The sequence below is a fragment of the Roseibium sp. HPY-6 genome (assembly GCF_040530035.1).
GTDB lineage: Bacteria > Pseudomonadota > Alphaproteobacteria > Rhizobiales > Stappiaceae > Roseibium.
The window spans coordinates 791,345-806,302 of sequence record NZ_JBEWCD010000001.1; the positions used below are offsets into that span (position 1 = coordinate 791,345).

At 56.7% G+C, this 14,958-nt stretch carries 12 protein-coding genes and 1 riboswitch; of the genes, 4 read left to right on the top strand and 8 right to left on the bottom strand.

What is annotated here, in order from left to right:
- Positions 1-43: 43 nt before the first annotated feature.
- From ABVF61_RS03775 to thiM, 4 genes are all read right to left on the bottom strand, one after another.
- Positions 44-1,375, bottom strand: a complete 1,332-nt coding sequence (locus tag ABVF61_RS03775; RefSeq protein ID WP_353992195.1) for an OmpP1/FadL family transporter — start codon at positions 1,373-1,375, stop codon at positions 44-46.
- A 493-nt stretch (positions 1,376-1,868) separates the two neighbouring features.
- Positions 1,869-2,981 (bottom strand): TRAP transporter substrate-binding protein, encoded by a 1,113-nt coding sequence (locus ABVF61_RS03780; RefSeq protein WP_353992196.1) that lies wholly within the window; start codon positions 2,979-2,981, stop codon positions 1,869-1,871.
- Position 2,982: 1 nt separating this feature from the next.
- Positions 2,983-3,789: a bifunctional hydroxymethylpyrimidine kinase/phosphomethylpyrimidine kinase gene (gene thiD / locus ABVF61_RS03785; protein WP_353992197.1), complete on the bottom strand. Its 807-nt coding sequence runs from the start codon at positions 3,787-3,789 to the stop codon at positions 2,983-2,985.
- A 41-nt stretch (positions 3,790-3,830) separates the two neighbouring features.
- A complete protein-coding gene (gene thiM, locus ABVF61_RS03790) occupies positions 3,831-4,604 on the bottom strand; it encodes a hydroxyethylthiazole kinase (protein ID WP_353992198.1) in 774 nt (257 codons plus the stop codon).
- Positions 4,605-4,671: 67 nt separating this feature from the next.
- Positions 4,672-4,782, bottom strand: a riboswitch (TPP riboswitch).
- A gap of 132 nt (positions 4,783-4,914) precedes the next feature.
- Between thiM and ABVF61_RS03795 the strand changes: the two genes are divergently transcribed.
- Positions 4,915-5,151, top strand: a complete 237-nt coding sequence (locus tag ABVF61_RS03795; RefSeq protein WP_299474182.1) for an Lrp/AsnC ligand binding domain-containing protein — start codon at positions 4,915-4,917, stop codon at positions 5,149-5,151.
- 34 nt (positions 5,152-5,185) lie between these two features.
- The gene (locus ABVF61_RS03800) at positions 5,186-5,599 is read left to right on the top strand and encodes a hypothetical protein (RefSeq protein WP_353992199.1); all 414 of its coding nucleotides are present in this window, start codon (positions 5,186-5,188) and stop codon (positions 5,597-5,599) included.
- Positions 5,600-5,928: 329 nt separating this feature from the next.
- Here ABVF61_RS03800 and sbmA read toward each other — a convergent pair whose 3' ends face one another.
- Positions 5,929-7,188, bottom strand: a complete 1,260-nt coding sequence (sbmA, locus tag ABVF61_RS03805; protein ID WP_353992200.1) for a peptide antibiotic transporter SbmA — start codon at positions 7,186-7,188, stop codon at positions 5,929-5,931.
- Between the two features lie 271 nt (positions 7,189-7,459).
- Entirely contained in the window at positions 7,460-9,757 is a 2,298-nt protein-coding gene (locus ABVF61_RS03810) for a xanthine dehydrogenase family protein molybdopterin-binding subunit (RefSeq protein WP_353992201.1), read from the bottom strand.
- A gap of 349 nt (positions 9,758-10,106) precedes the next feature.
- Here ABVF61_RS03810 and ABVF61_RS03815 point away from each other — a divergent pair, with 349 nt between their 5' ends.
- Positions 10,107-11,072 carry a DMT family transporter gene (locus ABVF61_RS03815; protein WP_353992202.1) on the top strand — a complete coding sequence of 322 codons (966 nt, stop codon included), beginning with the start codon at positions 10,107-10,109 and terminating at the stop codon, positions 11,070-11,072.
- Between the two features lie 123 nt (positions 11,073-11,195).
- Here ABVF61_RS03815 and ABVF61_RS03820 read toward each other — a convergent pair whose 3' ends face one another.
- Together ABVF61_RS03820 and ABVF61_RS03825 are read right to left on the bottom strand one after the other, a co-directional pair.
- A complete protein-coding gene (locus tag ABVF61_RS03820; RefSeq protein WP_353992203.1) occupies positions 11,196-12,866 on the bottom strand; it encodes a long-chain-fatty-acid--CoA ligase in 1,671 nt (556 codons plus the stop codon).
- A 300-nt stretch (positions 12,867-13,166) separates the two neighbouring features.
- Entirely contained in the window at positions 13,167-14,324 is a 1,158-nt protein-coding gene (locus tag ABVF61_RS03825) for an AAA family ATPase (RefSeq protein WP_353992204.1), read from the bottom strand.
- A gap of 79 nt (positions 14,325-14,403) precedes the next feature.
- Here ABVF61_RS03825 and ABVF61_RS03830 point away from each other — a divergent pair, with 79 nt between their 5' ends.
- On the top strand, positions 14,404-14,949 hold the full coding sequence (locus ABVF61_RS03830) for a hypothetical protein (protein ID WP_353992205.1): 546 nt from the start codon (positions 14,404-14,406) through the stop codon (positions 14,947-14,949).
- Positions 14,950-14,958 lie beyond the last annotated feature (9 nt).

Here is a 14,958-nt window from a genome sequence, read left to right on the forward strand (position 1 = left end):
CCGGGACAATGCCCCGGCCTTTTCATGTTGCTTTGTCAAGCTGTTAGAACTTGTAGCGCAACGATGCTGAGATGATGTTCACCTGGCTTTCAACATCGGCGGTGTAGGTACCGATATTCGCGTTGTAGTCCTGATGGCCCGGGCCGATGTTTATCTGCGTGTCTGCGGGGATCAGGTGTGAGTACCCGACATCGAACGCAAGATGTTCGCTGGGTTTCCAGGTCGCGCCGGCAGAAAGCCACAACCGGTCATTGTCTGGGAGCCGTGTTGAGCGGATATCTTCATCGATCGGTGAAAGCTCATAGGCGACACCGGCACGGAGCGTCACCTGGTCGTTGAAGTCGTACTCACCGCCGACAGCAAAAAACCACCCATCTTCATAATTGAAGGCCAGATCCGGTAATCCGGTCGGATTTGTTGTTGTTCCGTCGGTCGACGACAGATGCACCGTGCCAAGCCTGCTCCAGTTTGTCCATTCAACAGTACCGAGCACCCTGAATTTGTCGGTGATCCTCTGTTTCGCAGAGATCGTTACCATCTCAGGAAGGATCACGTTCGCTTCAATGCCCGTGCGGCTGGAACTCACGCCGACAGCCGGTACAGACGCCGGATTGATGAAGTGACCATCGAGGCTATGGAAAACGGCGGACCGGAAACCGACACCAATTTCCGTACCCTCCATGGGCTTGATAGTGATGCCGGCCGTTGCACCGAAGCCGAGGCTTCCACCCTTGACTTCAGTTGAAGGCACCGAAGAGGTGAGCGACGCCGCAAGGGGATAAGCCGATTTCAGCCGGATTTGCAGATACTCAACCTGCAACCCCGCCGCCACCGAGACCATATCATTGACCTTGTAGGCAACGGTTGGATTGACATTGACGGAAAACACTTCGGAAGACCGCGAGTAATACTGCCCTGCCCAGCTTTGCTCCGGCTTTGTTGCCAAACCATAGGGGGTGTTTATTGCAAGACCGAAGTACCATTTATCGGTCAACCCATAGCTCGTATAGGTAGAAGGTATCCAGGCGTTCGACGCAATGTCGCCACTGGGAGCGGTGCTCCTACCGAACCCGCCTGTAAGCGTATTTACAGTGCCCTGCGGGGTAAATACGCCATTGAGGTCTGACTGAGGCGCGATGAAGGAACTGTGCGACTCAAAGGTCAATCCCTTTCCAGCAGCCGTGATTGTTGCCGGGTTCCAGAACATCGACGAGATTGTCTCCCCGCTTGTTCCGTTACCGGCGAACGATGTCCCCTGGTAATATGCACTTTGCTCCCTCAGCGCAAAGCCGCCAGCATGTGCAGCGCCGGCGACCATCGAAAGTGCCAGCGCAGTGGAAGCGAACAGAAACGTCTTTTTATTTGCCCACATCATGGTGTTTTCTCCCATCCCCCTCCCGACGGAGGAATTTTGATTTCGATTGATAGGATTTTCCAAGACGGGGATCTGTTGCAAGCGAAGAAATAAGGGACGGCAACCGCAAATTCATCATGCTGCAATGCAATATAACGCACCAATCAGACATTAAAGGTAAGGCAAAGACTCAAAACGCGACAAAAAGGTCTTGTTCTCAGGAGCTTTGTCACGGTACCGACACATCGCCGCAAAAATGCACAAAAAATAGGCATAAACTCGTCCGGTTTCCTTTAACGTAATATTGTCGGCGATCGTTGCTGCATTGCCACACATTCCGATACGGCATGTGCATGGAAAATACGCTCATGCGAGGGGGCACGCCGGTCCGTTCCGTGAAAATGTGCTGAAATTCAGTAAAATTGCGCCGTTTCAGAAGCGTTTTCCTGCAGATTCGAAGCAGAAAAACAACCGGCGCACCGCGCTCTGCAAGCCCGGTGCGCCAACAAAAAGCTCAGGCGTTAGTGTCGCGCGCGGACAGGAAACGGCGCATGGCAACATCGCTCCACGGGGCAAGACGCGCCCGTGCAGCGAGATGACTTTCATAGATACGCTTGCCGATCGCATCCTTGTCCGAGAACTCGGAAAGAACATTTGCTGCCGTTGTCCGCAGAACTTCCAGCACATCCTCGGGATAAGCTTTGACGGTCACACCGTCTTCTTCCTGAAGCAGTTTCAGACTGCCTGCGTTTTCCCAGTCGCTTTCTGCAAGCGCTCTTCCGTTTTCCGCGCGGCAGGCCTCCAGAACGATGGCACGCAACTCTTCCGGAAGCCCTTCCAATGCGACCTGGTTGAAGAGCGCTTCGCCGGTGCCATTGGGCTCATGAAACCCGGGCGAATAGTAGTTCTTGGCGACCTTGTGAAAGCCCATCGCGCGATCGGACCAGGGACCGAGGAACTCGGTCGCATCGAGCACACCGGACTGCAGCGCTTGAAACAGCTCCGCCGGCGGCAGCCCGACGGGTGTTGCACCGAGCCTGCGCATCACCTCGCCGCCAAGCCCTGGCATCCGGATCTTCAATCCGCTGAGATCATCCAGACTGTTGATGTCTTTCTTGAACCATCCACCCATCTGGACCCCGGTGTTTCCGGCCATGACCGGTTTCACACCGAAGGGCGCATAGAGTTCGTCCCAGAGCGCCTGCCCGCCACCTCGTTCAATCCAGGTAATGTGCTCATGCGGCAAGAGCCCGAACGGAATAGCAGTGAAGAATACCGATGCAGGTATCTTGCCCTGCCAGAAGAACGACGCCGTGTGGGCCATTTGCGCGGTGCCGGCAGAAACGGCGTCGAAAACGCCGAGAGCCGGTACCAGTTCACCAGCCGCATAGAGACGGATACGGAAAAGGCCGCCGGACATTCTGGCTACCTGGTCGACAATTCTTTGCGCGGTCACACCAGGTCCAGGCAGGTTCTTCGGCCAGGACGTCACCATCTTCCATTCGATCGTGGCCTTGTCCTGGGCCAGTGCGGGCGCGGCGAGCGCAGCTCCGCCAGCAACGGCGGAACCACCCAGTAATGCTCTCCGGCTCAGGTCGTTATCACGCTTTGCGCGAATTTCTGACATATCAACGGCTCCAGACTTTGTAGAAATGATGGACTGGGCCGTGGCCCGACCCGATCTCGATCTCATCTGCGGCTGCAATCGCCCCGTGCACATATTGCTTCGCCTGCGAAATCGCGAGCGCAAGGTCCTCCCCCCTAGCGAGACCTGCCGCGATGGCGGAGGACAGCGTGCAACCTGTTCCATGCGTGTTTTCTGTTGCAATGCGTCGGTCGCGAAGCCAGGTCGCACCGCCGGTGGCATCAAGAAAGAGGTCCGAACTGTCCGCACCCTCGCCGTGACCACCCTTCAGCAAAACCGATCGTGCGCCCAGGCGCAAAAGCTGTTCAGCCTGCGACTGCATCTCGCTTTCGCTAGTTGCGACTTCGCTTTTCAGCATGCGGGCGGCTTCATGAAGATTGGGCGTGACCACATCCGCCAGAGGCAGGAGCACGCCGATAAGGCTTTCAACGGCGCTTTCAGCGAGCAAGGGGTCACCCGAAGCGGCAACCATCACCGGATCAAGCACGACCGGGCCGGTCGAGTTGGCCTTTAGCCTCTCTGCCACGGCTCCTATGATTGGTGAACTTGCGAGCATACCGATCTTCGTTGCATTGACCTTTAGGTCGGAATAGACGGCGTCGATCTGCGCACGCACAAAGTCCGGCGGCACATCGTGAATAGCGGTTACACCGCGCGTGTTCTGTGCTGTCAATGCCGCCAACACGCTGGCACCATAGACCCCATTGGCCGAAAATGTCTTGAGATCGGCTTGTATACCGGCCCCTCCTCCGGAATCTGACCCTGCTATGGTCACCGCGATGGCGGTCATAAGGTTCTCCTGGTCTTGCAAAAAGGTTTGAACAAAGTCGTTCAGACGGTTTTCAATCGGATTTCGATATCGCGGATTGTCATCGTGTAGAGCGCGTCCAGCAGCTCCGGCACGAGACTTCCCGGGCCGGCCGCGCGCTCACCGGCAATCTCACCGGCAATGTTGAAGACCGAAAGGCCGGATGCCGCCGCCAGAGCGATGTCGCGTTCCACACTTGCGAACGCTGCAAGCACTGCACCACCGGCGCAGCCCGTTGCGGTCACGCGCGCCATTAGAGGATGACCATTCAAAAGTCGGAAATCCTCATTCACACTCTCTATCTTGTCCTCTGCACCTGTAACGGCCAACACCGTTCCTGAGGCGATCATCGCCTCAACGTCAGCCCGCTGCGGAAACAGCGCGTCCAGTTCCCGCTCGTTCAAACGTACAAGATCCGGGCAGGACGCCATGAGTGTCTTGGCGTAGGCACAACGCACGGTGGACCGATCGGCAAACACAGGGTCGATGCTGACGGGCCGCCCGGCCCCCTTGGCAGCTTCGATCGCTATAGGAATGGCATCACGCCGTGCTGTGTCCAGCGTACCCAGATTGATTAGCAACGCGTCCGCACTCGATGCGAAGCCGGCAACCTCTTCCACTGAGATCGTCATGGAGGGAACGGCTCCGATCGCAAGCAGCACGTTGGCTGTAAATGTCTGGGCAACAGCGTTGGTTATTGCGTGCACGCGCGGAGCACGTTCGCGCACGCGTTGAAGCAGCTCGAACACTGTTTCGGCAGTAAGCTGTTGTGTGGACGCGGCAACAGACAGGCTCATGCATCTCCTCCGGCAACGGAATTATTGTTTTCGGAGGGATGAAAGGAAGGCGCGAAGCCGAACGCCTCAACGTTTTCATCTCAACTCCCTCCGCCGGTATCAACCGGATCAGGTTCAAGGAGTTGGCCGTGTGCCTCTCAGCCCGATCAATCGTCGTCGGGCACCCCCATGAGATGCCAGCACTGCTAGCAAGCCAGCGTGTTGAATGCAAGTCCCGAGCAGGCCTGTGCCGCTTTTCAGCAATTGACTGCGGCGATGAGATAGGCGATGTCCTTGTCTGTTCTTATGCAAAAAAATTCCGGAGTGACGCATGGTTCCGTTTTTCGTGATGATCAAGTGCCAGCTCGGCAAGACCTATCAGGTCGCCAACGCCATCGCCGATGCGGAAATCGCCTCCGAAGTCTATTCCACCAGCGGAGACTACGACCTCCTCGTGAAGTTCTACGTCGACGACGGTGCTGACATAGGTCATTTCGTGAACGAAAAGGTCCACCCGATCGGCGGCATACAGGACACCAAGACGATTATTACCTTCAAGGCATTTTAGAGCCCCTGACATATTACAATACTGGAGACGACTGATGCGCTCTCTGATCTTGGCCACTTTGGCCGCAAGCCTGAGCATATTGCCCCTGTCCGACATTGAACGCGCGCACGCGCAGGCAATGCCGCCCGAACAGATCAAGCAGATCCTCGATATGACCAAGGCCAGCTGGGTATCGTTTCGCGACTGGCAAGGACAGCAGCTCATTTATTTCACGCATTTGGAAGCCTGGAAATGCGGGATCGACTACGTTTTTTACGGATTGAATGGCGGACCATTGGACCAGATGTGGGAATTGGCCGAATGCGATCCCGACAATCCCAACGCAGTGCTGAAGGACAAGCCTTATATTGAACTCCCCGCCGGCTCGACCCAATCCATCAGTGTTCAGCTGATCTATCCAGACGGTTCAAAAAGCCCGGTCGAAACGTTCCAGTACAAGCCTCAGTAGTCCCTTGGCTCAAAACCGCGTCACCCCGGTCTCGCAACGCTGAAACCGGGACGGCGCCATAAAGCTCGCTATCCTCGCCCAACCGGTCTTTTCCAACGAGGCCGACAGCCTTGCGTGGACAAAAGCCGCATGATCTCGTGAATGTGTCGGTGTCGAGGCTCCCCGCGCCTTGGTCCGGTCGAGTGCGAGCCTGTGCCCGCAACAGACCGCCAGCGCTGAATCGAGTATCAACGAGATCCCAAGGAACAGCGCATGCCGTCATTCCGGTCCGGGACTGGCGGGCCGGCAACTGAGGCAGTTGGCCTTTTGCAATCCTGTTTCGCGAACCTTTACTCGCCGGCTGCCGGTTCCGGCTCCAGTTCCCCGCGCAGCATCATGGCTTCGCGCTCGGCAATCGCCTGTTCAAACCCTTTCAGACGCTTGTAGATGGAAAGCAGTTCAACGATTGTCGGCCACGAGTTGACCAGGAACTGGAACGAATTCGATACCTGTGAGAACGCCGTCAGGATCTGCTGGACGATACCCCAGGTCACCTTTTTCGCCACATAGGTCGGGATCAGGATGAAATAGGCGAAAACGTTATCAGCCTGAAGGTAGAAGCCCCTGAACAGATTGAAATACATGTAGTTGAAATAGAGCCTGAAATAGTTCTTTCTGACGAACCCGAACAGCTCGGTCACTTTAGCGGGCTCCGCACGGTGCTCGTGATCCTCACCATAGACAAGCTCTTTACGATAGGCTGCCTCAACGCGCTGGTTATGGAATTCGAGCCCGGGCAGTTTGATACCGACCGCCGCCAGAACCACCGTTCCCATGATCGACCAGAAAATCGCCGCCGTAACCAGCGGCGCCGGTATTTCTCCAACGATCGGCAACTCAGTGACGTGAACGGACAGGGCCAACAGAATTGGAAGGAAGGCGATCAGCGTCATCAGGGAGTCGATCAGGGCAACACCCAGGCCTTCCATGATCGCGGCAAACCGCATCGTGTCTTCCTGGATACGCTGGGAGGCACCCTCAATGTGGCGAACATTGTTCCACTTGGCGATGTAGTAATCGTTCATGGCCGTACGCCAACGGAAAATGTAGTGGCTGACAAAGAAGCGTTTGAGAATATAGAGAACCACCCAGACCGAGGTGATCTTGAAGAAGATGAACAGCAGGGAATAGAATTCGTCGGCGGTGACAACGCGGGCGCTCTCGTCCAGCGCGGTCTGAACGGTGTCAAAGAAGGGCCTGCGCCAATTGTTGATCGCGACAGCGACCTGAACGTCGTAATACGTCATGAAGATGATTAGCGAAGATCCCCAGATCGACCAGACCTGCCAGGTATGTGCTTTCGAATACCACCACCAGAAAGCGCCGAATGCGGCAGTGAAAAGTGCGTAGTAGACGTAGAACCACATGAATTCCGGCGTCGTGAAATGACCGAGTCCGATGACCGGCGGTTCACCTGCAGGGGTCGCCCCAAATCCCAAGGGGCCACTCAGGTCGGACGCAAAACCGTACCAGACAATGACGGCAACTGCGGTCCACACTATGGCTGACAGAAAGAATAGCTTCGGGTTTGGAAAAAAGGACTGGAACAAGGATAGGAACCTGCTGTCTGGTTTGCGTCAATCGAACGAACAGTTCGTCATACGCCAATTTGCGGCAAGAAGATGCTGATTAAAACGATAATTTCAAACAAACCACAGACACGAAATTGCGAGCCCCACATTTATCTGAAGTTGCTGGTGCCCAGGGTAGGAGTAATTTGTGCTTTTACAACAAGAGCTTTGAATAAACCTGAGCCTTTAATTTTGGGAACTTTCGAAAAGGCGCCGTTTCAAGCGCCTTTCCAATAATTGAGTAACAGAATTATTTCGCGGTCTCGATTGCTTCCCAGACCCTGAGCGGTGTTGCCGGCATATCGATCAGCTCTGTAACGCCAGCGCCATCTTTCAGCGCCTTTTGCACGGCGTTCATGACCGCAGCGCAGCCGCCGATGGTTCCTGCCTCGCCGGCGCCCTTGATACCCATGGCGTTGGTTGTGGAGGGAACGTTGCGGGTTTCGAAGTGTATGTCAGGCAGGTCGGCCGCCCTGAGCAGGCGGTAATCGAGCAACGACGCAGTCAGAAGCTGTCCATCCTCGTCATAGACCGTGTATTCGCAGAGTGCCTGGCTGACGGCATTCGCCGCCCCGCCAATCACCTGCCCCTCCAGGAGGATCGGGTTCACCGTCACGCCGAAGTCGTCGACAATCACATAGTTCAGCAATGCAACATCACCGGTGTCAGGATCGATCTCCACTTCGCAGATATGGGTTCCGTTGGGATAGGTTGCCTCGTTTTGCCTGACTTCCTCGCGCGCTGACAGGGTCTCACCGCCAGCAGCAACGATTTCGGCAAGCGTGACTTGCTGATCTGTCCCGACAACGCGCACGACGCCGCTGTCCAGTTCAAGATCCTCCACGCCGGCCTCCAGCCTGTCTGCGGCCAGTTCCTTGATCTTCTTGACCAGGGTATCGCTGGCATCGCGGACCGAAGGCAGCCCGAGCGGGATCGATCTGGAGCCACCTGTACCGCCCCCGTTTGCAACACGATCGGTGTCACCCTGGATCACTTCGACCTCATCGATCGTCACGCCGAACTTTTCGGCAACGACCTGGCTGTATGCCGTTGCATGGCCCTGGCCGTTTGTCTGAGTTCCGATCAGGAGCGTGAGGTTCCCGTCTTTTCCAAGTTCGACGGTTGCTTCCTCACCGCCGGCAAAGGCGCAGGCCTCGATATAGGAACACAGTCCGATGCCGCGGTATTTTCCGGACTTGGCGCTCTCTGCCTGCCTTGCCTCGAAGCCCGCCCAGTCGGCGACTTGCATTGCCTTGTCCAGGTGTCCGCCATAATCGCCGGTATCATAAAGACGGCCGGTCTGTGTCGTGTAGGGCAGTTGTTCCGGTTTGATGAAGTTGCGTTTGCGGATTTCGATCGGTCCGAGGCCGGTTTCCTCACCGGCCTTGTCCATCAACCGTTCAATCAGGTAGGCAGCTTCAGGCCGCCCTGCCCCCCGGAAGGCATCCGTCGGCACGTTGTGCATATAAACTCCCTCGGTTTTGGCAAAAACCGCCGGAATGTCGTAGAGGCCGGAGGACATGGCCGTCCCTACCCAGGGAATGAACGGGGCAAACTGGCTGAGGTAAGCTCCCATGGCCGCTTTCACATGCACCCGCAAACCCAGTATCCTGCTGTCCTTGTCGAGGGCTAGCTCCGCAGCGCTGAGATTGTCACGGCCATGGGCATCGGTGACGAAATGCTCCATGCGTTCCCCGGTCCAACGCACGGGTTTGCCGAGCCGTTCAGAAGCAATCATCAGCAGCGGATATTCGCGGTAGCAGAACGCTTTGGTGCCAAAGCCACCACCAACTTCCGGGGTGACAACCTGGATCCGGTCCTTTTCCAGGCCGAGCACCTTGCAGATGACATCCCGCATCCCATGCCCGCCCTGCGTCCCCAGGGTCAGCTTGTAGCGCTCCGTGTCCGAATTGTACTCGGCAACGCAGCCGCGCAGCTCCATGTAATTTGCGACAATGCGGTTGTTCACGATTTCGATGGAGACGGTTGTGTCAGCCTCCGCGAAAGCTGCTTCGGTCTTGTCTTCACTGCCATGGCCGAACACGAAGGCAACGTTTGTTCCGTGCTCAGGCCAGACCTTTGCCGCACCGGGTGCCAGCGCATCCTCGATATCGATCACAACGTCGAGCGGTTCGTAGTCCACTTCCAGCATTTCCGCGGCACTTCGTGCCGAGTTGATGTCGTCTGCCACAATTAAGGCAATCGCATCGCCCACATGGCGCACCTCGTCCGGACACAGGAGCGGCTGCGGCGGCAGCCAATGATCGGTTCCGTCAATCTGCTTCAACCGGGCCATGGTCGGAAGGGTGTAGCCTTCGACATCCGCTCCCGTCAGCACCAGTTGGACACCGTCCATCGCAAGGATATCCTGCGCATTTTCAACACGTATCCTGGCATGCGCCATTGCGGATCGGACGACGACACCATGCAGGCACCCATCAGGCTGGTAGTCTGCGGTATAAATGCCCTGCCCTCTGACGAGGGGCTCATCTTCCTTACGGCGCAAAGGCGCGCCGACACCGAATTTCGGAGTGACCATCTGGTTCATTAATCTGGACCTGTGTTTTGGGAGGACTTTCCCTGAAAATCGAAAACCGAAGGCAGCCGTAGTGCACTCTATCTATGGCCCGACGACCCCCGAGGCCAGTAGGTCTTTTGTCTTTCATGCTTCGGAACCAGAGAGCTTTGAAACAAGATATACCCGTTTCGGCAACGAAGGCAAACATTGCGGCGATGGCTTTTCTTCTGATCCGAAACCGCTTAGCCTGTCTCCACCGTCATCAGCCGAACGACCGAGCGCACGTGCCCAGCGTTGAGTGGGTGACGTCAGCATTCCAACCTTCGTTCGTACCAGGAAACAACATGAACCGCCGTCTCAAAGAGCAGGCCCGACAAAGGTGCCTGATGCAAGAGGTCTTCACTTGCTGAAACGCGTTGAAAACAAGATCTCTGCAATGACGGCCGATCTGCCTTCCAACACGGTTGGTGCGCTGTGGATTTTGCTGGCCGCGTTCGGTTTCACGGTGATGGTGACCCTGATCAAGTTCGTCGGCAAGGACATCGGTGTCTTTCAGATCCTCGTGGTGCGCCAGGCCGTCATGCTGGTGATCGTGGCACCGACGATACTTCGCGGTCTGCCGAACTCCCTGTCAACGCAACGGCCTGGTCTGCAGCTTGCCCGCGTCCTGCTGGCGGCAACCGCCATGCTGTGCGGGTTCACGGCGTTCATCGAGCTGCCGCTCGCCGATGTCACGGCAATCAGTTTTTCCCGCACCTTCTTCATTACCATTTTCGCCATCTGGTTTTTGAGCGAAACGGTCGGTGTTCACCGCTGGGGGGCAACCATTGTCGGCTTCCTCGGCGTTATCCTCATGCTGCAACCCGGTGCGGACGGGTTCGTGGACCCATACGCCCTTCTTGCCATAGCCGGCGCAGCGTGCGCCGGAATGGTCATGATCGTCGTGCGCATACTGACACGCACCGACAGCCCGGTGACAATCCTTACCTATCAGGCATTCGGGGTCGGCCTGATCATGCTGGTCCCGGCAATCATGACCTGGCAAGCGCCCACGTTGCACCAATGGGGCCTGATGATCCTGATCGGCATCGTCTCCTGGGCTGCTCAGCTCGCCAACATCAAGGGTTTCAAGGCGGGAGAAGCAACAGCAATCGCCTCCCTCGACTATACGAGACTACTCTACGCGACCATATTCGGCGCTCTTGTCTTCGAACAGTGGCCGAGTGTCGAAACGCTGGTCGGCGCCGCAATCATCATCGCGGCTTCCATCTACACCGTTCGAAGGGAGGCCAAGCGCGGCCGGGAGCTGGCACGCGCGGCAGAAGGGCGCGGAGAGTCGCACTAGAGGCCGCCGCAATCTTCAGTGCAAGCGCCACTTCAACACCCTGCCCTATGGAACGCTACAATCCTGATCGGAGCATCAGGACGCCCCAACGAAGGCCCAGCTCAAGTCCGGGCACCGCTGAAGTCAAGCGCTTTGAGGCTCGGCTTTTGCGCGCTTCTGGGCTTCTTCTTCCACCAGTTCCTTCTTGGAAAGTTTGCCGACCATCGTTTTCGGCAGTTCGTTTCTGAACTCGAATTCCCGCGGCATTTCGATGGAAGACAGGTGATCCTTCAAAAACGCCTTCATCTCGTCGCCGGTCATGGAGTGACCCTCTTTGAGTTTGATGAAGGCCTTGGGTGACTGGCCGCGATACTCATCCGGAATCGCGATCACGATCGTCTCGTCAACGGCTTCGTTCTGGTAGATAGCCTCTTCGATGACGCGCGGATAGACGTTGTAGCCAGAGCACAGGATCAGATCCTTGATCCGGTCGACAAGGTAGATGAACCCCTCCTCGTCCCTGTAGCCGACGTCACCGGTGTGTAGATACCCCTCCGCCGTGATCGAATCGGCAGTGGCATCGTCGCGCTTCCAGTAGCCTTTCATGATTTGCGGGCCGTGCAGCAGAAGCTCGCCCTTTTCACCCTCGCCGACGTCCGTTTTCCGGTCCTCAATGCTGACAAAGCGCGCCTTGGTCCCCGGCACGAGGCGTCCGATGGAGCCGGCACGGCGGTTTTCGTCCAGCGGGTTGACCGCGGCAACAGGCGAAGATTCAGTCAGGCCGTATCCTTCGACGAGCAAGCATCCTGTCAGTTTCTCAAAACTTTCCTTCACCTCGACCGGCAGCGGCGCCCCGCCGGAAATGCACAGCGAGATACTGGACAGGTCATAGTCTGCAGTCAGCGGTGAATTGTTGATCGCGGTGTAAAGCGTGGGGACGCCCGGAAACAAAGTGACCTGTTTTCGTTTGACCGCGTCGAGCAAGGCCTTCAACTCAAAGCGAGGCTGCAAGACCATTTCCGCGCCCAAGATGACCGAGAGATTTTGCCCGACGGTCATCGCAAAGACATGAAAGAAGGGCAGCACGCAGAGCATTTTCTCTTCACCGAGACGCGCTTTCTCGAAGACACAGCGCATCTGCTCGATATTTGCCGAAAGGTTCCTGTGGGTCAGCATTGCGCCTTTGGGAACGCCGGTCGTGCCGCCGGTGTACTGCAACACTGCAATATCGTTGACCGGATCGATGTCCACCGGTTTCGGCGCGGAACCCTTGGTCTGCAACTCGTCGAACCAGACATGGGCTTCATCGCGTGGAATGTCCGCCAGCTCCTTGCGCTTAAACAGGCTGAACAGGACCTTTTTGACCGTCGGCAGGCAGAAGGTCATCGGACACACGATGATCTTGTCGAGAACCTTTTCGTTCCTGACGTTCTCAACCTTGTCGTAGATCACCTTGAGATCCATCGTCACCATGATGCGCACGTCGGCATCCCGGGCCTGGAAGGCGATTTCCCGCTCGACGTAGAGCGGGTTAAAGTTCGCGACGGTGGCACCGATCTTCAAAATCGCGAAGTAGAAGATCGTGTAAAAAGGCGTGTTCGGAAGGCAAAGCCCCACATGAACGCCAGGTCCGACACCCATGGCCTGCAATCCGGCTGCAGTCGAATTCACAAGAGCACCGAGTTCTTCATAGGTCCAAATCTTGCCCATGAAGTCGGCTGCCGGCCGGTGACCAAACTGTCCAACAGTTTTTTCGAGATATTGGTGTACCGGACGAGGCTCGAATGCCGCGGTCCACTCCTCCACAGTCGCCATAACGTTCTCCAGCGCGTTATTTTCGCTTCAGTCCGCCGCGTCCGGCCTGCTTGTTCTGATCTGGTGCTTAACAGCACCGGTCAGACGCCTCCTCGCCGAATCCGGGCGCATTGAATGCGTCACCTCTTTGGGTTCTCTTGACATGACGCAACCTTCCGTTCACGTCAACTCGCGACGTTACGACACCTGTTCATTTTTTTTAGGGCGCATTGCTCACAAAGGGCGATTCATTACATTGAATCGTAGAATATATCTTGAAAAAACAATAAATTGTACAAGTTTATTACATCAAAATTTTAATTATCGCTTCGGCCATGCCCAACGCGGCCGTTCCTCGACGTCAACGACAGTTTCGCCCAGTTCCTTGCGCAACTCATAGCGCACGCAACCGGAAAGTTCGGCCAGGGTTCCGACCAATTGCCGCGCATGGGAGACAACGAAGACTTGCGTCTTCTCCGCCGCTTTTGCAACAAGCCGGCCGAGCGGTTCGAGCAGGTCCGGGTGAAGGCTCGTCTCCGGTTCGTTGAGCACGATAAGGGGTGCTGGACGCGGGGACAGAAGAGCTGCGGTAAGCAGCAGATACCGCAGCGTGCCGTCGGAAAGCTCGCTTGCTCGCAAGGGCCTGAGCAAGCCTTTTTGCTGCATGAAAAGCTCGAAATAACCGTCGTTGACCGAAATGTCGATCGACGCTCCCGGAAATGCATCATCTATCGCCTCGCCGAGCGCAACCTCGTCGCCAATCTCCAGAATGGTCTGGAGAGCAGCAGCCAGATCACCGCCGTCCGCGCTTAGAACCGGTGTCCGCGTTCCGATCTTTGGGGCACGCGCAGGTGCGTCTCTGTCGGTGCGCAGGTGATCATAGAACCGCCAGGCGCGCATCCGCTCACGCATGACGAGCAGTTCCAATCCGTCCTTTGGGTCCGCGGCATGTGTCATCATGCTGTCGAAGCGCGCAAGGTTCTGATAGACGGGGATGCGCTGTCCCTCGCTGTTGAGGACGCGTGCAGTCGGTCCGTTACGTCCCGCGATTTCGTTGGAACGCGACAGTGCCTCACCTGCCCAAAGAGCTTCCGCCTTGATTTCCGGATCCATGGAAAACAGTGAGCGCCCGGCATCGGCAGGCAGGCCAAGATCGATGGCATAGCCGTAGTCTTCATCGGCAAAGCCCAGTTTCAGGCTGACGACAGACTTGCGCACGGTGCCCTGAACAGGAACTTCCCCTTTTTTCATGGCGCGCGAAAACGCTTCTGGTCCGGCCCACAAGGTGGACTGAAGCCCACCCTCTGCGGCGAGCGAGGCGATCGCCTGCCCTTGCGCAACCTCGGCCAGCAAGCGGATGGAACGATAGAGGCTGGATTTGCCACTGCCGTTGGGGCCCGTGACCAGCGTGACCCGGTCGAGCGGTAGAACGATATCGCGAAGTGACCGGTAGCCGGAAACGGCAAGAGTGAGGATCATGTGCTTCAAATGCGCTCTAAGTGGACTTCCCCTAACTTAGGTGCATATTCTGAAAAATCTTCTGTTTAGTGACGGACACATGTTTAACCCGAAAGAAGCCGCTGAGGACAGTCATGCGCTCAATCTGGCGATACTCGTTTTTGTCGGGTTGGCCTGCCTGCTGTCCATCTACATCCACTACGACAGCGGATTGAAGTATTGGTTGCTTAAAAAGCTCGGCGAAGAGACACCTGCGGTGGTCCTGGGTTTTCAGCAAGCCGGGGGTGACCGCCTGACGCTGCAGGAGGCCCTTCACGAATCCCCGCGTGACACGTTCAAGAACAGCACGCACTTCATCACTCATGGCGTTCTCGTGGCGGAGATCAATCCGTCCGGTAACTACCCGCAAGTTCTGACCTTTCGCGTTCCAGACGCATGGATGGCAGACCTTCAGTCAGACTGGATCGATGTGACGTACCTCGGTGCCAATCCGAAAATCGCACATCCCACGGACCTGCTCGAGACCTTCCACTTTGATGGAAGAGTGCTCGTATGGTCTTTGCTGATTGGTGCGGTGGTTCTATGGTTTGCCATCAGGTCCGCGCGCAAATGGTCCAGCTTCAGAAATCGGATGCGGCACTACTAGCAATACCCT